The organism is Brachybacterium sp. AOP3-A1-3, assembly GCF_052378285.1.
Classification (GTDB): Bacteria; Actinomycetota; Actinomycetes; order Actinomycetales; family Dermabacteraceae; genus Brachybacterium.
Window position 1 is genome coordinate 109,102 of the sequence record NZ_JBQSXM010000007.1, and the last position, 18,652, is coordinate 127,753.

At 69.5% G+C, this 18,652-nt stretch carries 17 protein-coding genes; 6 read left to right on the forward strand and 11 right to left on the reverse strand.

Features of this window, described 5'->3' with window-relative positions:
* Nucleotides 1-21: 21 nt before the first annotated feature.
* Nucleotides 22-966, forward strand: coding sequence for a hypothetical protein (locus ACT3T5_RS11415; RefSeq protein ID WP_444594379.1), 945 nt, complete (start codon nucleotides 22-24; stop codon nucleotides 964-966).
* 97 nt (nucleotides 967-1,063) lie between these two features.
* On the opposite strand, the gene ACT3T5_RS11420 is transcribed toward ACT3T5_RS11415, so the two are convergent.
* Nucleotides 1,064-2,353 carry an MFS transporter gene (locus ACT3T5_RS11420; RefSeq protein ID WP_444594380.1) on the reverse strand — a complete coding sequence of 430 codons (1,290 nt, stop codon included), beginning with the start codon at nucleotides 2,351-2,353 and terminating at the stop codon, nucleotides 1,064-1,066.
* Between the two features lie 146 nt (nucleotides 2,354-2,499).
* Here ACT3T5_RS11420 and ACT3T5_RS11425 point away from each other — a divergent pair, with 146 nt between their 5' ends.
* The 4 genes from ACT3T5_RS11425 (at nucleotide 2,500) to ACT3T5_RS11440 (ending at nucleotide 6,137) form a co-directional block, all read left to right on the forward strand.
* Entirely contained in the window at nucleotides 2,500-3,174 is a 675-nt protein-coding gene (locus ACT3T5_RS11425) for a winged helix-turn-helix domain-containing protein (RefSeq protein ID WP_444594381.1), read from the forward strand.
* A gap of 151 nt (nucleotides 3,175-3,325) precedes the next feature.
* Nucleotides 3,326-4,336: a 2,3,4,5-tetrahydropyridine-2,6-dicarboxylate N-succinyltransferase gene (gene dapD / locus ACT3T5_RS11430; RefSeq protein ID WP_444594382.1), complete on the forward strand. Its 1,011-nt coding sequence runs from the start codon at nucleotides 3,326-3,328 to the stop codon at nucleotides 4,334-4,336.
* 19 nt (nucleotides 4,337-4,355) lie between these two features.
* On the forward strand, nucleotides 4,356-5,291 hold the full coding sequence (locus tag ACT3T5_RS11435; RefSeq protein ID WP_444594383.1) for a hypothetical protein: 936 nt from the start codon (nucleotides 4,356-4,358) through the stop codon (nucleotides 5,289-5,291).
* 156 nt (nucleotides 5,292-5,447) lie between these two features.
* The gene (locus ACT3T5_RS11440; protein WP_444578701.1) at nucleotides 5,448-6,137 is read left to right on the forward strand and encodes a glycerophosphodiester phosphodiesterase; all 690 of its coding nucleotides are present in this window, start codon (nucleotides 5,448-5,450) and stop codon (nucleotides 6,135-6,137) included.
* A 138-nt stretch (nucleotides 6,138-6,275) separates the two neighbouring features.
* Here ACT3T5_RS11440 and ACT3T5_RS11445 read toward each other — a convergent pair whose 3' ends face one another.
* The 3 genes from ACT3T5_RS11445 to fdxA are packed head-to-tail and all read right to left on the reverse strand — an operon-like array spanning nucleotide 6,276 to nucleotide 9,264.
* Entirely contained in the window at nucleotides 6,276-7,628 is a 1,353-nt protein-coding gene (locus ACT3T5_RS11445) for a citrate synthase (protein ID WP_444594384.1), read from the reverse strand.
* Between the two features lie 52 nt (nucleotides 7,629-7,680).
* The gene (dapC, locus tag ACT3T5_RS11450; RefSeq protein ID WP_444594385.1) at nucleotides 7,681-8,931 is read right to left on the reverse strand and encodes a succinyldiaminopimelate transaminase; all 1,251 of its coding nucleotides are present in this window, start codon (nucleotides 8,929-8,931) and stop codon (nucleotides 7,681-7,683) included.
* 3 nt (nucleotides 8,932-8,934) lie between these two features.
* On the reverse strand, nucleotides 8,935-9,264 hold the full coding sequence (gene fdxA / locus ACT3T5_RS11455) for a ferredoxin (protein ID WP_444578698.1): 330 nt from the start codon (nucleotides 9,262-9,264) through the stop codon (nucleotides 8,935-8,937).
* 126 nt (nucleotides 9,265-9,390) lie between these two features.
* Here fdxA and ACT3T5_RS11460 point away from each other — a divergent pair, with 126 nt between their 5' ends.
* On the forward strand, nucleotides 9,391-9,729 hold the full coding sequence (locus ACT3T5_RS11460; protein WP_444578697.1) for a putative acetyltransferase: 339 nt from the start codon (nucleotides 9,391-9,393) through the stop codon (nucleotides 9,727-9,729).
* Here ACT3T5_RS11460 and ACT3T5_RS11465 read toward each other — a convergent pair.
* The 7 genes from ACT3T5_RS11465 to ACT3T5_RS11495 form a co-directional block, all read right to left on the reverse strand.
* Nucleotides 9,650-10,249, reverse strand: coding sequence for a CDP-alcohol phosphatidyltransferase family protein (locus ACT3T5_RS11465; RefSeq protein WP_444578696.1), 600 nt, complete (start codon nucleotides 10,247-10,249; stop codon nucleotides 9,650-9,652). The two genes, ACT3T5_RS11460 and ACT3T5_RS11465, sit on opposite strands and share 80 nt — an antisense overlap.
* Complete coding sequence (locus ACT3T5_RS11470; RefSeq protein ID WP_444578695.1) at nucleotides 10,246-10,686, reverse strand: hypothetical protein; 441 nt, start codon at nucleotides 10,684-10,686, stop codon at nucleotides 10,246-10,248. The genes ACT3T5_RS11465 and ACT3T5_RS11470 overlap by 4 nt, the downstream gene beginning before the upstream one ends.
* Nucleotides 10,687-10,690: 4 nt before the next feature.
* Nucleotides 10,691-12,613 (reverse strand): translational GTPase TypA, encoded by a 1,923-nt coding sequence (gene typA, locus ACT3T5_RS11475; RefSeq protein ID WP_444578694.1) that lies wholly within the window; start codon nucleotides 12,611-12,613, stop codon nucleotides 10,691-10,693.
* Nucleotides 12,614-12,883: 270 nt separating this feature from the next.
* Nucleotides 12,884-14,794 (reverse strand): ABC transporter ATP-binding protein, encoded by a 1,911-nt coding sequence (locus ACT3T5_RS11480; RefSeq protein WP_444594386.1) that lies wholly within the window; start codon nucleotides 14,792-14,794, stop codon nucleotides 12,884-12,886.
* Nucleotides 14,791-15,750, reverse strand: coding sequence for an ABC transporter permease (locus ACT3T5_RS11485; RefSeq protein ID WP_443416529.1), 960 nt, complete (start codon nucleotides 15,748-15,750; stop codon nucleotides 14,791-14,793). Before ACT3T5_RS11485 ends, ACT3T5_RS11480 begins: the two co-directional genes overlap by 4 nt.
* Complete coding sequence (locus ACT3T5_RS11490; protein WP_443416530.1) at nucleotides 15,740-16,669, reverse strand: ABC transporter permease; 930 nt, start codon at nucleotides 16,667-16,669, stop codon at nucleotides 15,740-15,742. Before ACT3T5_RS11490 ends, ACT3T5_RS11485 begins: the two co-directional genes overlap by 11 nt.
* A 138-nt stretch (nucleotides 16,670-16,807) precedes the next feature.
* A complete protein-coding gene (locus ACT3T5_RS11495; RefSeq protein ID WP_444594387.1) occupies nucleotides 16,808-18,463 on the reverse strand; it encodes a peptide ABC transporter substrate-binding protein in 1,656 nt (551 codons plus the stop codon).
* Nucleotides 18,464-18,652: the final 189 nt, after the last annotated feature.

The window sequence follows — 18,652 nt, forward strand, 5'->3', positions numbered from 1 at the left end:
CTGTCTGGGAGAATATGTGGCATGACGAACATCCCGCTGCCGCCGCCGAAGCACCTCCAGCACGGTGCTCCTGCCGTTCCCGCGGGCCCGTTCGGCGGGAAGCACGCTGCACGGATCCGGGCGATCGCGAGCTCGAGCCAGCTGCCCACGGAGCGTGCGCGGGCCGATGCGATCGTCATGACGGCATGGCTGACCACGACCCAGCGTGCCCGGTACGCGCCCTCCCTGCGCGCCGAGGGGCGGGGCGAGGACTTCGTGGAACATCTGGCCGATGAGCGCCGAGTGGTGCTCGAGGAGGGCGCCGATCCGCACGCCGACGAGCTGGACTCCGCATCCCGAGCGGAGCGCACCGCACGGCAGCTCCCCCTGCGGATCCTCGAGACGCTCCTGGCGCTCGGCGCCCTGGCCTTCTTCGCGGTCGCGGCCCTGCGCACCGAGTACGGCGCCGGAATGAGCCGTGACGCCCTGCCCGCCGGCCTCGTCCCGCTCCTCGTGGGCACCGGGCTGTGCCTGATCGCGGCGGCCGTGGTGGGCGCTGTCGCGACCCGCCGGCGCGACAGCCTGCTGCTGGACTGGGCGGTCTCCCGGCCCGGTCAGCTGGGTCGCGGCCTCCCGCTGCGCCGACCGCTGCAGGGCGGCTCCGTGGGACCCGCTCTCCTGCGCGGGGTGGGCCCCGCCGTCCTCGTCGCGAGCGGGATCATCGCGATCTGCGTGGGCGCCGCCATCCTCCTGATCACGCTGCTCAGCGACGCCGACTCCGACGCCACCACGCTCGCCCTGTGGCTGCTGGGCGGCGGGGTGCTCGCCCTGCTCCTGGCCGTGATCGCGGTGCAGCTGCGCGGCCGACGGCTCGAGCAGATCGTGCGCCGGGCCCGCGCCGCGGAGTGGTTCGGCGCCCAGGGCGCGGAGCTGGACGCAGAGCAGGACCCGGACCTGCTCGACGACACCGGGCTCGCGGAGTCATGAGCCCCCGCCCCCACCGAGCAGTCCCCGCACCCGGCACTGGGGCCCGATCCTCCGCGAGCCCCCAGTCCTCCGCAGGCTCCCAGTCCTCCGCCGGCTCTCAGTCCTCCGCAGGCTCTCGGTCCTCCGCGGCCAGCCCGTGCTCACGGGCATAGGACTCCCATCGTGAGGCGACCGGGACGCGGCGCAGGTCCTTCCCGACGAACACCACGAGGGCACCGAGCCCGATGATGACGGCGAAGAGAAGCATGGTGGGACGTGGACCGGCCAGCTCGAGCCCCCACCCGGCGAGAGCCGGGGCGAGCGGCATGAGCCCCATCGCGACCATCCCCATCAGCGCACCGATCCGTCCCTGCATGGAGACCGGGGTGATGTGCATGAAGAAGCCCTGCGCAGCGGCGTTCAGCGGGGCGAGACCGATCCCCATCACCACATAGGCCGCGGCGATCGCCAGCAGTCCCGGCGCGAACGGGATGAACACTCCGGCCGCCGTCATGAGCAGGATCGGAACCGTCACCAGCACTCCGGTGGACACCCGATCCACCAGGCGCGGCGCAAGGACGGCTCCGAGCAGGATCGATGCCGCCAGCACCGTGTTCAGCAGGCCGATGCGTCCGGTCGGAATCCCGCTCGCCGTGAGGTGCAGCAGCACCGTCAGCAGGATGCCGTTCATGCCCAGGTTCACCAGCGTGGCCACGCCGAGCAGCTGCAGCCGCACGCGTTGCGAGAGGGTCCAGGCCACGGCCTCGCGCAGATCGTCCCGGATCCTGGTGGGCGCGGAATCCTCGACGCGCGGGAGATAGTGGCCGCGCATCGTCCAGGTGGCGAGCACGGAACCGAGATTCCCCAGCAGCTGGGCGAGCGGAGGGAACACCACGGCGAGGCCGACGAGCAACCCGCCGAGCGGGCCGGAGGCCATCTCGACCGCGGCGTCGCGACCTTCGTTGACGGCGGCGGCACGCGCCAGCTGGGCCGGCGGGACCAGCTGCTTGAGCATCGCGTCCGAGGCGGCGCCCAGCAGGGCGGCGCGGAATCGATCCAGGAACGCGATCGTCGCGAGCACCGCGACGCTCCCCCAGCCCGCCAGGAGCACCGCGATCAGAACGGCCTGCAGGATCGCGCCGGTCGTTCCGGCCAGGAGGCGCAGGCGGCGCCTGCCGAAGCGGTCGGCGAGCAGCCCGCCGGGGATCATCCCCAGCAGGCCGCCGATCCCCTGGATCATGCCCACCAGGCCCGTCGCTCCCAGCGAGCCGGTCACGGCGTAGGTCACGAGCGGGAAGGCGAACGTGCCGATCCCGGTGCCGAGGGAGAGGCTGATGTCGCCGAGCAGCCAGCGGCGGTATTCGGCGTTGCGCCGCAAGGGCTGAGGAGCGGGGGCGATGGTCGTCATGTCGAGAACCGTAGTCCAGCAACACATCATGCGCAACACATAGTGCGCATCAGATGGCGCGAACTCGATATCGTGCAGGAATCCGTGCGCAGCATCCCGTGCGCATCGAATGGTGCACGCATCGCCGATCTCCGTACACTCATCCCATGAGCAGCACCACCCCGGACGACGACGCGACCACTCCCCCACGACATGCCAGCCAGGAGCAGCTGCGAGCGCTCGCCCATCCCCTGCGCCTGGACATCGTCGAGCGAGTGGGCCGCCACGGGACCGCCCGTGCGGCGGATATCGCCGCAGACCTCTCCGTCCCGGCGAACTCGGTGAGCTACCACCTGCGCATTTTGGCCCGCGGTGGAGTGATCGAGGAGGCTCCCGAAGCAGCACGGGACCGTCGGGACCGGGTGTGGAAGCTGACCCAGAGCTCGTTCCACTTCCACGACGGCAAGCGCTCGGCCAACGATCCGCACAGCACCGATGCCGACTATCTCGCCGCCTCGGGAGCCACGTCTCTCGCGGCCTTCGAGCGGATGCGTTCGGCCTGGAGCGCCGAGATCGCCCGGCAGTCCGCGGCTCCGGGCGGCGAGGACCTCACCTCGCTCTACACGACGGATCTCCGCCTCTCGGTGAAGCAGGCGAGGGAGTTGAACTCGCTCATCCAGACCACGCTCGCGGACTACAACACGCTCAACCGCGATGGGCAGGGAGTCGAGATCCCCGGCGACCCGGACTCCGAGGACGCCGCCTTCCACTACCAGGTCCTCTGGGCGGCTGTCCCGCATCGGTCGACCGCAGGTGAGCCCACCGGCCAGGACGACGGCTGATCCGAGCCGTTCCGGACAGTCCGCGATCCCGGGGAGAGAGCGGCCCCACCCGGCCCGCGTCTCATCCCGGGCCGCACCCACGATGTGCTGTTCCCCGCTGACCGTAGGGCAGAACGGGCATTCCCCCGCTCGTGCTTCGTAAACTGACCCCATGACCTCGACGACGCCCTCTCCCGCCACCCACGCCTGGGGCATCGGCCTAGCCACGCTCGCCGCCGACGGCTCCACGCTGGACACCTGGTACCCCGCCCCGCATCTCGGGAAGGCCCCTAGCGACCCGGAGTCCGAGCCGCTCCACGCGCAGCTGGCCGTCTCCGCCCGCGCCGACGACCTGCGCGCCACCACCCAGGAGGTCGTGGTGCGCACGATCGACCTCGCCTCCGCCCCGGAGGACGCCCCCGATGCCTACCTGCGCCTGCACCTGCTCTCCCATCGTCTCGTGCAGCCCAACGTCCAGAACCTCGACGGGCTCTTCGCGAAGCTCACCAACGTCGTGTGGACCTCCGAGGGCCCGTGCGCCGTGGTCGGCTTCGAGGAGACCCGTCTGCGCCTGATCGCCGCCGGCCGCACCCCCACCGTGTTCAGCGTCGACAAGTTCCCGCGCATGGTCGACTACGTCCTGCCCTCCGGGGTGCGCATCGGCGATGCGGACCGGGTGCGCCTGGGCGCCCACCTCGCCGAGGGCACCACCGTCATGCACGAGGGCTTCGTGAACTTCAACGCCGGCACGCTGGGCACCTCGATGGTCGAGGGCCGCATCTCCCAGGGCGTCATCGTCGAGGACGGGTCCGACGTGGGCGGCGGCGCCTCCACCATGGGCACCCTCTCCGGCGGCGGCACCGAGCGCGTGCGCATCGGCAAGCGCGCCCTCGTGGGCGCCGAGGCAGGCATCGGCATCGCGCTCGGTGACGACAGCGTGGTCGAGGCGGGCCTGTACCTCACCGCCGGCACGAAGGTCGAGGTCGTCGGCGAGAAGAAGCAGCAGAGCAAGCAGGGTGCCGGCACCAGCACCAGCACCAGCGAGCTGCACATCGTCAAGGCCCGTGACCTCTCCGGGGTCCCGAACCTGCTGTTCCGTCGCAACTCCCTGACCGGCGCCGTGCAGGCGGTGGCCCGCGAGGGTCAGACCGTCGAGCTCAACGCCGCCCTGCACGCGAACTGATCGGACGAGGGAGCACGAGATGGCGCGACGCACGGGCCGGCAGGGCTCGTTCACCCGCCATCTCGTGATCCCCTTGGTGATGGTTCTGCTGTTCGCCGGGATCGCCGGCGGCTCGTACCTCGCCCTGCAGCACTACGGCTCCCCCGCGCACACCGGGACCTGCACGGCGAGCGGGCTGGGCACCTCGCACCGCTACTCGACCGAGCAGACGGCGAATGCCGCGCTGATCAGCGCGGTGGCCGTGGACCGCGGTCTGCCGCCGCGCGCCGCCTCGATCGCCCTGGCGACCGCGTTCCAGGAATCGCAGCTGCGCAACATCGAGCACGGTGACCGCGATTCGATCGGCCTGTTCCAGCAGCGCCCCTCGCAGGGCTGGGGCACCCAGGAGCAGATCCTGGACCCGATGTACTCCACGAACGCCTTCTACGACGTGCTGGAGACGGTCGACGGCTACGCGAGCGCCGACATCAACGACGTCGCCCAGCGGGTCCAGCGCTCGGGATACCCCGAGGCGTACCGCGATCACGAGACCGAAGGGCGGCTGTACGCCTCGGCCCTGACGGGCCAGTCGGGGGCCAACCTCGTGTGCACCCTGGACGACGTCGGCTCCACCGTCTCCCCCGAGCAGCTGCGCGCCGAGCTGTCCCGGCAGTTCCCCCGCCTGAGCGAGGCGGGCAGGCTCACCTCCGCGCTGTCCGGCGCCTCGTCCTCCGCGCCGCAGGTGCCGGAGACCGCGGGCGCCACGGCACTGGTGATCAGCACCGATGGGGACACGACCATCGGCTGGGCGATGGCCAACTGGGCAGTCGCCCGTGCGGCGGACGACGGCGTGGTCCAGGTGTCCTACCAGGGACGCACCTGGGACCGGTCGCTGCGCGGCGAGGAGGCGGCGACCTGGTCAGCCGTCGACGGCGGCGACCCGGACCAGATCGTGGTGCTCGTCAGCGGGTCCTGACCGCCGTCGGGCGGACGCGGGCTCCCTCGCGGCGAGAGGTCCTGGCGGTGCGAGGTCCAGGCAGCGCGAGATCCCGACAGCACGGGGTCCCGACAGCACGGGGTCCCGACAGCACGGGGTCCCGACAGCACGGGGTTCCCGCGTAGCCTCTCCCCCATGAGCGACCCCCTGCCCGTCCCGCAGCCCGCCCCGCAGATCGTCGCCCACCGCGGTGACCCGATCCACGAGGTCGAGAACACCCTCGCCGCGATCCGGCGTGCCCATCGCGACGGCGCGGAGATGGTCGAGGTCGACCTCCGGCTCACGGCCGACGGGGACTGCGTGCTGCTGCACGATGCGACCACCGCCCGCCTGTGGGGGATCGACCGTCCGGTGCGGGAGCAGCGCACCTCGGAGCTGCCCGAGGGGATCCCGCTGCTCCGCGACGCCCTGGCCGCCGCTCCGGTGCGGCTGCTGCTGGACATCCCCGACGACGACCCCGTCTCCGATCTCGCGCGCGCGGCCGTGCATGTGGTGCGCGAGGCCGGGGCCGACGTCGCGTTCTGCGGCGAGGAGACCGCGATGCAGGCGGTGCGGGCCGCGGACCAGGGCGCTGAGATCCGGCTGACGTGGAATACCCTCGACCCGCTCCCCGATGAGCTCGTCGAGCAGCTGCGGCCGAGCTCCTGGAATCCGTCGCACGAGCTCGTGGACGCGGCATCGATCGTGCTCGCCCGGGCTCAGGGCCTCGCCGTGACCTGCTGGACGGTCGACGACATCTCTCGGGCGCGCGAGCTCGCCGCTCTCGGGGTCGACGCGATCACCTCGAACCGGGCCGGAGAGCTGCGCGCCACGCTGAACGGCTGATCAGCACAGCCGGCACAGTCAGGACAGCCAGCACCGTCAGCACCGTCAGCACCGACGACGAGTCCCTGACCTCGACGCCCCGCGCGAGGGGCCGAAGTCAGGGTCGTCGTGCGCGCTCCGGCGCGGGTCGTGCAGGGATCAGTCGCGGCCGTCGAGATCCGCCTTGAGCCCCGCGAGGCGCAGCTCGCTGGTGCCGGTGCGCCCCTTCATGGGCACGTAGGTCCGCTCGGCGTGACCGGTGTAGATCTGGCGCGGCCGCCCGATCTTGGTCTCGGGATCGTGGACCATCTCCTGCCACTGGGCGATCCAGCCGGGCAGGCGACCGATCGCGAACAGGACGGTGAACATCTCCGTCGGGAAGCCGATCGCCTTGTAGATCAGACCCGTGTAGAAGTCGACGTTCGGGTAGAGCTTGCGCTCCACGAAGTAGTCGTCCTGCAGGGCGATCTCCTCGAGCTTCATCGCGAGCTCGAGGCGCTCGTCGTGGACACCGAGGCGTTCGAGCACCTGATCGGCGATCTTCTTCACGATGCGGGCACGCGGATCGTAGTTCTTGTAGACCCGGTGGCCGAAGCCCATGAGCCGGATCCCGTCCTCCTTGTTCTTCACCTTCTCCATGAAGTCGCGCGGGTCCATGTTCTCGGCCTGGATCTGGTCGAGCATGTCCATCACCGCGGCGTTGGCACCGCCGTGGGCAGGGCCCGAGAGCGCGCCGATGCCGGCGGCGATCGAGGTGAACAGGTTCGCCTGCGAGGAGCCCACGAGGCGCACTGCCGAGGTCGAGCAGTTCTGCTCGTGGTCGGCGTGGAGGATCAGCAGCTGCTCCATCGCGCGGACCACGACCGGGTCGGCGATATAGTCCTCGACCGGGAAGCCGAAAGTCAGGCGCAGGAAGTTCTCGATCAACGAGAGCCGGTTGTCCGGGTACAGCAGCGCATGGCCCTGGGCGATGCGGTGCGCATAGGCGGCCATCGTGGGCAGCTTCGCGAGCAGCCGCACGGAGGACAGCCGCACCTGCTCCTCGTCGAAGGGGTCCAGCGAGTCCTGGTAGAAGGTCGACAGCGCCGAGGTGCCCGCCTGCAGCACGGCCATCGGGTGGGCGTCGCGCGGGTAGCCGTCGAACATGCGCTTGAAGCGCTCGTCCAGCAGCGTGCGACGCTCGACCTGCGCCTCGAAGTTGTCGAGCTGGCCGTTGGTGGGCAGCTCACCGTTGATGAGCAGGTAAGAGACCTCGAGGAAGGAGGACTTCTCCGCGAGCTGCTCGATCGGGTACCCGCGGTAGCGCAGGATGCCCTCGTCGCCGTCGATGAAGGTGATCGCCGACTTGGCGTTCGCGGTGTTCATGAAGCCGGGGTCGTAGGTGACCTCGCCGGTCTCCTTGCGCAGCGGGCCGATCGAGATGCCCGAGTTCCCCTCGACAGCAGGGACGATCGGCAGCTCGAGGGACTTCTCCCCGTGCGTGAGCTGGGCAGAGGGGTTCGCGTGATCCATGGGCTCTCCGTTGTGCAGTATCGGATCGGTGGGTGCGCGCAGGGCGCAGGGTTCAGAGGCGCGCGAGGCGCCGGGCGGCGGCGGTGATCCGCTCGTCGGTCGCAGTCAGGGCGACGCGGACGGAGTTCGCGCCCCCCTCACCATAGAACATCCCCGGGGCCACGAGGACCCCGAGGTCAGCGAGACGTTCGACGCTGGTCATCGAGTCCTCACCGAAGCTCGTCCACAGGTACAGGCCGGCCTGGGAGCCGTGGATCGTGCCTCCGGCGGCCCGCAGCGCGGGCTCGAGGATCGCGCGGCGCGAGCGATAGATCTCGCGCTGCGCGGCCACGGCGCCGTCATCGCCGAGGGCGACCGTCATCGCCGCCTGCATCGGCCCGGGGAGCATCATGCCGGCCTGCTTGCGCACGGCCACCAGCTCCCCGACCAATGCGGGGTCACCGGCGACGAACGCCGCACGGTAACCCGCCAGGTTGGACTGCTTGGACAGCGAGTACACGCACAGCACCCCGTCGAGGTCACCGCCGTTCACGCGCGGATCCAGCACCGAGGGGACCTCGTCGACCGTCCATGGCAGCAGGGCGTAGCACTCGTCGGAGGCCACGACGATGCCGTGGCCGCGGGCCCAGCTGAGGATCGCCGCCAGCTGCTGCGCCGTGAGGACCTCCCCGGTCGGGTTCGACGGGGAGTTCAGCCAGAGCAGACGGATGCGTTCCGCATCGGCCGATTCGGGCAGCGCCGCATCGCCGCGCGCCGCGAGCTCCGCCATGTCGATCGCCAGCGGCTCGGCGCCGACGAACCGTGCGCCGATGTCGTACGTCGGGTAGGCGATGTGCGGGAACGCGACGACGTCTCCTGCGCCGATGCCGAGCTGGAAGGGAAGGTGCGCGACGAGCTCCTTGGAGCCGACGGTGGGCAGCACGCCGTCGACTCCGAGGTGCTCGGGAGCGGCACGGTGGCGGCGCACGAAGTCCACGAGGGCCTCACGGAGGGCCGGGGTGCCGATCGTGGTCGGGTATCCGGAGCTGTCCGCGGCGGCGGCGAGCGCCTGCTGCACGGACGCCGGGGTGGGATCCACCGGGGTGCCCACGGAGAGATCGACGAGGCCCTCCGGATGGGCCGACGCTCGCCGCTTCGCGTCGGCCAGCGCATCCCAGGGGAAGGCAGGGAGCCGTGCCGCGAGGCCACGACGGGTGGCGCCGTCGGCAGCCTGAGGAGCCAGGTCAGAGGACGCGGCCAGGTCAGAGGGAGCGGCCAGATCAGAGGACGCTGCCAGATCAGAGGGCCGGGGCATGTCGGTCATGGATCAGGCCAGCGGATTGGTCTGCGGCGGCAGGGCCTCGATGAGCGGGTGATCCTTGTCGATCACGCCCATCTTCGCGGCGCCGCCGGGAGCACCGAGGTCGTCGAAGAAGTCGACGTTGGCGTTGTAGTAGTCGGCCCACTGGTCCGGGGTGTCGTCCTCGTAGAAGATCGCCTCGACGGGACACACGGGCTCGCACGCTCCGCAGTCCACGCACTCGTCGGGCTGGATGTACAGCATGCGATTGCCCTCGTAGATGCAGTCCACGGGGCACTCGTCGACGCAGGCACGGTCCTTCACGTCGACGCAGGGCAGGGCGATGACGTAGGTCATGGGCAGCATCCTTCCGGCAGGGAGACGTCCCCATTCTGTCATCCCGAGCCTGCCCGGTCCGTCCGATCGAGGCCCCCGATGGCGGACGTGACACGACGAACACCTCGTGCGCGCTAGCCTCGTGGGATGACCAGGCACGACGAGCACCACGGCGATCCCTCTGACGACCCCCGGGACCATCTCCCGCAGGATCCTCGGGTGCGCGCCGGCTGGGCACCGTTCCTCCGGCCCGGGACGCGGGTGGTGCTGCGCTACGCGATCGACCGGGAGGCTTCCCCGCACGGGGAGTCGATGAGTGATGCCCTGGGCACGATCCTGGAGGCCGACGAGGGGACCATCGAGGTGATGACACGGCGCGGCGCGATGCGGATCCCGCGGGCCCTGGTCATCGCCGCGAAGGAGGTTCCTCCCCCGCCGGTGCGCCGCCCTCGGGCAGCTCCTGAGCCCGGGCCCGGGTCGCCCTGAGGATGTAGTCGACGGCGGAGAGCACGTGCAGCACCACCGAGATCCACAGCAGCACCTGCACCGCGCCGAGCAGGTCCGGCGCCCAGGCCGCCGCGACCACCAGCAGGAACACCGAGGCCATCAGCGCGAACGTGCGCACCTTCCCGATCCGGGACACTCCGAGCCTGCCGCCCAGCGCCGCGCGCGTGGCGAGGAGCACCATCGCGACATCGGCGACGACGATGATGATCAGCGCCGACCAGGGCAGGAGCCCCGCGACCGCCAGGGTGGCCGTGATGGCGGCGAGCCCCAGCCGGTCCGCGATCGGGTCGATGATCTCGCCCGTGCGGCTGGTCTGGTCGAGCGCGCGAGCCAGCATCCCATCGATCCAGTCGGTCGACGCCCAGGCCAGGAGCAGCACCACGGTGAGGGTGTCCGGGCCCTGCAGCAGCAGCGCGCACACTGGCGCCAGCAGCACGAACCGCACGAGGGTGACGAGGTTCGGGATCGTCGCCCAGTCGTGACGCCGGGGCGTGCTCATGAGCGCCGACGTCGCCGCAGCGTGATGACCAGCAGTACGAGGAACGGGATGGCGATTCCGAGACCCTGCACGATCCATCCGGAATACTGCGGCTGGTCGCCGATGACGGCCGGCATCAGCACGCCTCCGCCGGCGCCGTTGCCCAGGAACGGCGCCGCGAGGAGCCCCCACAGTCCGCCGAGCACCAGCAGCGGCAGCCGAGCCCCGGTCGCCGCGTAGAGGAACACGCAGGCGACGATCTGGAACAGGGCGCCGAAGAGCAGCCCGGCCGGGAGCGTCAGGCCGAGCACATCCAGCTGCAGCCGATGCGTCGTGATCATCAGCAGCACCGAGATCACCGTCAGCACGACCCCCATCACCACCTGGAGGATCCGGGCGGGGATGGAGGTCGTGTCGACCGTCGTGGGCCTCGTCGGCCGAGGACTCGCGTCCGTCACGGGATCACTTCCCGGACTTGGCCTTCGACCGGGCGCGGTTGCGCTCGTTGGCGTCGAGGAGGACCTTGCGGATCCGGATGACCTCAGGGGTGACCTCGACGCACTCGTCGTCATTGGTGAACTCGAGGGACTCCTCGAGCGTGAGGCGGCGCGGCGGCACGAGGTTCTCGAAGGAGTCCGACGATGCTGCACGCATGTTCGTCAGCTTCTTCTCCTTCGTGATGTTCACGTCCATGTCCTCGTTGCGCGAGTTCTCGCCGACGATCTGGCCCGCGTACACCTCGGAGGTGGGCTCGACGAAGAACGAGCCGCGCTCCTGGAGGTTGATCATCGCGAAGGGGGTGACGGTGCCGGCGCGGTCGGCGACCAGCGAGCCCGTGGCGCGGAACTCGATGTTCCCCATCCACGGCTCGAAACCGTCGGCGTAGGACGAGGCGATGCCGTTGCCGCGGGTCTCGGTCATGAACCGGGTGCGGAAGCCGATCAGGCCGCGCGAGGGGACGGTGAACTCCATGCGCACCCAGCCGGAGCCGTGGTTGCTCATGGTCTCCATGCGGCCCTTGCGCGATGCCATCAGCTGGGTGACGGTGCCGAGATACTCCTCGGGCACGTCGACCGTCATGCGCTCGACCGGCTCGTGCTTGTGGCCGTCGATGTCGCGGGTGAGCACCTTCGGCTTGCCGACGGTGAGCTCGAAGCCCTCACGACGCATCTGCTCGACCAGGATCGACAGGGCGAGCTCGCCGCGGCCCTGCACCTCCCAGGCGTCGGGACGCTCGGTCGGGAGCACCTTCAGGGAGACGTTGCCGACCAGCTCGGAGTCCAGACGGTCCTTGACCTGGCGGGCGGTGAGCTTGTGGCCCTTGCCGTTCTTGCCGGCCAGCGGGGAGGTGTTGATGCCGATCGTCATCGAGATCGCGGGATCGTCGATGGTGATCAGCGGCAGCGGGCGCGGATCCGAGAGGTCGGCGAGGGTCTCACCGATCATGATCTCGGGGATGCCGGCCACGGCGACGATGTCGCCCGGACGGGCCACATCGGTCATCGGCACCCGGGTCAGGCCCTTGGTCTCGAGCAGCTCGGTGATCTTGACCTGCTTGGTGGTCCCGTCCTGCGTGCACCATGCGACCTGCTGGCCCTTGGCCAGCTCGCCGTTCTTGATGCGCAGCAGCGCGAGACGGCCCAGGAAGGGCGAGGCGTCGAGGTTGGTGACGTGCGCCTGCAGCGGCATCTCGTCGTCGTAGCTCGGGGCGGGGATCGACTCGAGGATCGTCTTGAACAGCGGCTCGACGGTCTCCTCCTCGGGGAGGGTGCCGTCGGCGGGCTGGACGGTCGACGCGCGACCGGCCTTGCCGGAGGCGTAGACGACGGGCACGTCGAGGACGGCGTCGAGGTCGATGTCGGGCATCTCCTCGGCGAGGTCGGAGGCCAGGCCCAGCAGCAGGTCGGTGGCCTCGCCGACGACCTCTTCGATGCGGGCATCGGGGCGGTCGACCTTGTTGACCACGAGGATCACGGGGAGCTTCGCGGCCAGCGCCTTGCGCAGCACGAAGCGGGTCTGGGGCAGCGGGCCCTCGGAGGAGTCCACGAGCAGCACGACGCCGTCGACCATGGACAGGCCGCGCTCGACCTCGCCGCCGAAGTCGGCGTGCCCCGGGGTGTCGATGACGTTGATGGTGATGCCATCTGGCTCGCCGATCTCTGCGGCCGACGGGCCGACATAGCGGATCGCCGTGTTCTTCGCGAGGATGGTGATGCCCTTCTCGCGCTCCAGCTCGCCCGAGTCCATCGCCCGCTCGTCGTGCTTGTCGTGGTCGCTGAACGCGCCACCCTGGGTCAGCATGGCGTCGACGAGCGTGGTCTTGCCGTGGTCGACGTGGGCGACGATGGCGACGTTTCGCAGGTCGTTGCGGAGGCGGAGAGTCATACGCGAGGGCTCGTTTCAGGTTGCGCGGCGGGTCGGGGACCGTGCAGCGCCTGACCGCACCGCTGTGCGGCCCGCTCCAGGGCCTCGGTGAGTCTATCGGCCCGGAGCACAAAGGTCAGTGGTCTGTCGATGAGACGTTCGACGCTGTACCGGGCTCCGGAGGGAAAGAAGCGCACCCGGACCGATTCCTCGGCCCGGGCGCGCTCCTCACGTCTGGCTCACCCTGCACGACCGCTGGCAGCGGTCGGACGTGATGGTCGGGAGGGACGCTCAGACGTGGCCCGCCTCGGAGAACGGGTCGATGACGCCATCGCCCTGCTGCGGGCCGTCGACCTGCTCGTCCTCGACCGCGACCTCCGGGGCGTCGACCTCGATGGTCTCCGACCCCGCGAGCGGGATGGAGCCGCCGGGGATCGCCGCCAGCAGACGCTTGGTGTAGTCCTGCTGCGGGGCATGGAAGACCTCATCGGTGGTCCCCTGCTCGACGACCTTGCCCTTCTCCATGACCAGAGTGTTGTCCGCGATCTGCCGAACCACGGCGAGGTCGTGGGTGATGAAGAGGTAGGACAACCCCAGCTCGGACTGCAGATCGTTGAGCAGCTCGAGGACCTGGGACTGGACGAGGACATCGAGCGCGGAGACCGCCTCGTCGCAGATCACGACCTCCGGGTCCAGGGCCAGGGCGCGGGCGATCGCGATGCGCTGGCGCTGCCCGCCGGAGAGCTCGTTGGGGTACCGGCGCATCATCTCCGCCGGCAGCGCGACCTTGTCGAGCAGGTCGCGGACCTTCGCCTCACGGCTCTTCGCATCCCCAACGCCGTGCAGCCGCAGCGGCTCCTCGATCGTGTTGTAGATCGAGTACATCGGGTCCAGGGTGCCGTACGGGTTCTGGAAGATCGGCTGCACACGACGGCGCAGCGACTTCAGCTCCTTGCCCTTGTAGGTCGTGACGTCCTTGCCCTCGAACAGCACCCGGCCGGACGTCGGCTCGAGGAGCTTGAGGACCATCTGCGCGACAGTCGACTTGCCCGAGCCGGACTCCCCCACGATCGCGGTGGTGGTGCCGCGCGCGATCGAGAAGGAGACCTTGTCGACGGCGGTGAACGGCGTGGTCCTCCAGGGCACGTTCCCGCGGATCGGGAACTCCTTGGTGAGGTCCTGCACCTGGATCACGGCATCGGAGCTCACCTCGCCGTAGCCGAACTTCGGGCCCGCGTGCTCGGCCTGCGTCGACGGAGCGGTCGGGGTGGAGACCGTCGGCCGCTGCACAGCAGAGGTCCCGTCCTTCTCCTCCGCCGCGGGCGTGCCCGATCCGGAGACCAGACGACGGGACGCCAGCGAGGGCGCCGCAGCGATCAGGCGCCGGGTGTACGGATGCTGCGGGTTCTGCAGCAGCTCGATCGCGGGGCCCGATTCGACGATCTGCCCCTTGTACATGACGACCAGGTGCTGGGCCCGCTCGGCGGCCAGACCCAGGTCGTGGGTGATCAGCAGAACGGCGACGCCGAGCTCCTCGGTGAGGGTGTCGAGATGGTCGAGGATCTGCTGCTGCACCGTGACGTCGAGCGCGCTGGTCGGTTCGTCGGCGATCAGCAGCTTGGGTCGGGCTGCGAGCCCCATGGCGATCAGGGCGCGCTGCTTCATGCCGCCGGAGAACTCGTGCGGATACTGGTTGGCACGCCTCTCCGCGTCGGGCAGCCCCGCCTCCTGGAGCAGTTCCACGGAGCGGGTCCGGGCCCGTCGACCGCGGGCGACGCCGTTGGCGACGAGCGCCTCCCGGATCTGGGAGCCGACCTTCCACATCGGGTTGAGGTTGCTCATCGGATCCTGCGGGACCAGCCCGATCTCGCTGCCGCGCAGGGCGAGGATCTCCCGGGTGGGCACGGACGTGATGTCCCGGCCGCCGAACCGGATGCTGCCACCGGTGACGGAGCCGTTCTTGGGCAGCAGCCGGGCGATGCTCATCGCGGTGGTCGACTTGCCGGAGCCGGATTCGCCGACGATCGCGACCGTCTCGCCCGGGTAGACCGACAGGTTCGCGCCGCGGACGGCACGGACCGGGCCGTTGGTCGTGGTGAACGTGATCTCCAGGTCCGAGATCTCCAGTAGCGGCGCATCCTGCGTCGCGACCGCGGAGTCGCTCGGAGTGGTGGTCTTCGGGGTGTTCTCGGAAGGGGTCATCGCTTCTTCGCCTTCGGGTCGAGGGCGTCGCGCACTGCGTCGCCGAGCATGATGAAGCTCAGCACTGTGATCGCGAGCGCCATCGAGGGGTAGAACAGCATCATCGGCTGGGTGCGCAGGGCGGGCCGGGCATCGGAGATGTCGCCACCCCAGGAGACGGCACCGCTGGGCAGGCCGACGCCGAGGAAGGACAGGGTCGCCTCGGCGACGATGTACACCCCGAGGTTCACGGTGGCGGTGACGATCACCGGGGCGATCGCGTTGGGGACCACGTGCTTGACGAGGTTGATCACCGGGTTCGCGCCCAGCGCCGTCGAGGCGGTCACGAAGTCCTGGCTCTTCACCGAGATGACCGAGCCGCGCATGATGCGGGCGATGTTGGTCCAGCCGAACACGGCCAGCACCACGATCACGATCCACACGGTCATGCTGTCGAAACGATTGCCGATCACGATCGCGCCGAGGATCAGCGGGATCGCGAAGAAGATGTCGGTGACGCGCGAGAGGAGTGCGTCGAAGAAGCCCCCGACGTAGCCCGAGATCGCCCCGAGCGTGCCGCCGATGAGCGTGGACAGGATCATCGTGAAGAAGCCGACCATCACCGAGGTGCGGGTCCCGTACAGCACACGGGCCAGCACGTCGTAGCCCTGGCGCGTGGTCCCGAAGGGATGCTCCGAGCTCGGCGGCTGGTTCGCCTGGGAGATGTTGCCGTAGTTGGGGTCCTGACTGGTCAGCAGCCCCGGGAAGGCGGCGATGAACAGGATGATCAGGATCAGCGCCGCGGAGATCAGGAACACGGGGTTGCGGACCAGGTCGCGGCCGGCCTCGGCCCACATCGAGCGGGGCGCCGTGGTGGTGTCCACCGCGTCGACGGCCTGCAGCGGAGTCTCCTCCAGCGGGGCGACGACGTGCTCGGCCGTGGGGCGCGCGGATCGGGAGACGGGTTCACTTCGCATAGCGGATCCTCGGGTCGAGCACGGCGTAGAGCAGGTCCACGATCAGGTTGGCGAGCAGGAAGATGATGACCAGCAGCGTCACGAGGGACACGATCATCGGGCTCTCGCCGTCCTTGATGGCTCGGAAGAGCAACGATCCGATGCCGTTGATGTTGAAGATGCCCTCGGTGACGATCGCGCCGCCCATGAGTGCTCCGAGATCCGCGCCGATGAAGGTGACCACCGGGATCAGGGAGTTGCGCAGGACGTGCTTGGAGATGACCCCGCCGCGGGAGAGCCCCTTGGCGGTGGCGGTGCGCACGTGGTCCGCGGTCGCGACCTCGGCGATCGACGTGCGGGTCAGCCGCAGCACGTAGGCGAAGGAGACCGCTCCGAGCACGGCCCCGGGGACCAGCAGGTTCTGCCAGGACGGGTCCCGGCCGACGTTGACCGGCACGAGGGCGAGCTTCACGCCGAGCCCGTACTGGGCGACGAAGCCGATGACGAACGTGGGCACTGCGATGACGAGCAGCGACACCATGAGCAGCGTCGTGTCGATCAGCGTGCCCTTCTTCAGCCCCGAGATGACGCCGGCGATGACACCGAAGATCGTCTCGATGACGACGGCGATGATCGCGAGACGGAAGGTCACCGGGAACGCCGCGGTGATCTGGTTGGCGATCGGCCTCCCGTTGAAGCCGACGCCGAAGTCGCCCTGGAACAGGTTCTTCAGGTAGATCAGCCACTGCACGAGGACGGGCTTGTCGAGGTTGTACTGCGCGCGCAGCTGGTCCGCGACAGCAGGAGAGATCGGCTTTTCACCCGCGATCGCCGCGATGGGGTCGCCGGAGGAGACGAAGGCCATCAGGTAGACGATGAGGGTGGCGCCGAGGAACACGGGGATCATCTGCAGCAGTCGCCGCCCGATGTACCAGATCACGTCGGTCACCTTCGGTTGAGGGAGCGCGGGGCAGGAGAAGAGGAAGAGCTGTCACACGTCCATGGCCCCGGCAGATGGACGTGCGACGGCGGGAGGCGGCACGAGGGCCGCCTCCCGCCAGAGGGGTGGGTCAGGGGATCACTTGGTGATCGCGTAGTACAGCGGGACGGTGTCCCAGCCGTACTGCACGTTCGAGACCAGCTCCGAGTACCCGCCGAACGTGTTCTGGTACCACAGCGGGATCGCCGGCAGGTCCTCCATGAGGATCGCCTCGGCCGCGTGGTACTGCTCGTTCGCGGCGTCGACGTCCGCCGCGGCGAGCCCCGCCTTGAGCAGGTCGTCGAACTCGGGGTTCTTGTAGTCGCCGTCGTTGCTGCCCTTGCCGTCCGCCGCGGCGGAGGAGTACAGCGGGCCGAGGAAGTTGTAGGTGGAGGGGTAGTCCGCCTGCCAGCCGGAGCGGAAGGCACCCTTGAGCTCGCGCGCGGTGATCTGATCGCGGAACTCGCCGAAGGCCGGGAACGGCTGGGGCGTCGCCTCGATGCCGAGGGTGTTCTTGATCGAGTTGCAGACCGCCTCGACCCAGTCCTTGTGCGGGCCGTCCGCGTTGTAGGAGAGCGTGAACTCGCCCTCGTAGGGCTTCTTCTTCTCCGCCTGGGCCCACAGGTCCTTCGCCTTGGCCTCGTCGAACACGAGGACCTCAGCACCGGGGATGTCGGTGGCGCCGCCGCCGTCGATCACCGGGGCGACGAAGTCCGTCGCGGGGCTGCGGGTGCCGAAGAACAGCGAGTCGCAGATCGACTTGCGGTCGATCGCGTACGAGAGCGCGGCGCGGCGCAGCTTGCCCACGTCGCCCGAGAAGTTCGGATCGTTCTGCGCGATGGTGAAGGACTGGAACACGGCGCCGGGATCGTTGACCGCCCGATCGCCGAGCTCGTCCTCGAAGGTCGACAGCGCCGAGGTGGCGATCTGGTCCGAGACGTCGACGTTGCCCGAGAGCATGTCGTTGTACAGGGTCTCCTCGTCGGCGTAGACCACGAACGTGACCCCGGCGTTCTTCGCGGCGCGGGGGCCGTCGTACTCCGGGTTCGGGACCAGCACGATCTCGGAGTCGTGGGTCCAGGAGTCGACCATATACGGGCCGTTGCCGACGGGCTTCTCGCCGAAGGCGTCGATGTCGTCGAAGGCGGAGGACGGGACCGGCGAGTACGCGGTGTAGCCCAGTCGCGAGGGGAAGTCGGACTGCGCGGAGACCAGCTTGACCGTGAAGGAGGTGTCGTCGACGACCTTCAGACCGGACAGCGTCAGATCCTTGGTCGCATCGTCCGCGGAGACCTTGTCGAAGCCCTCGAAGGGCTCGAAGAAGGACTGTCCCAGCTGCGCGTTGGCGGTGTTCGCCCCGAAGTTCCAGGCGTCCACGAAGTTCTGCGCGGTCAGCGGGCTGCCGTCGGAGAACTTCAGATCCTTGCGGATCGTGATGGTCCAGTTCTGGTTGTCCTCGGACTCGATCGACTCCGCGACCTCGTTCTCGACCTTGCCGTCCGCGGTGTAGTACACGAGGCCGGAGAAGACGGAGGTGATGACCCTGCCGCCGCCGACCTCGTTGGTGTTGGTCGGGATCAGCGGGTTCTGGGGCTCGGTGCCGTTGGCGAGGACCGGCTCTCCGGAGCCGCCGCCGCTGTCGCTGCCGGAGCCAGAGCCGCCGCCGCTGTCGCCGCCGGAGCAGGCGGCCAAGGTGACAGCTGCGGCACCGCCGACGGCGGTGCCGAGCATCATCGATCGTCGCGAAATAGCCATGGGGTCTCCTGGGATGACTGAGCTGAATTCGTCGCGCTCCGTTGCGCACGACGCACCCCTCAGTGTGCACCCTCGCCTGTCAAGAACTATCCATCAGCCGGTCACAACTCGGTCTCGGGACTTTTTCAATCAGTTCGGTGCAGGCGGCAGCAACACGCTGACCGGGCACGACGTTCCTCCCGAGAAGGG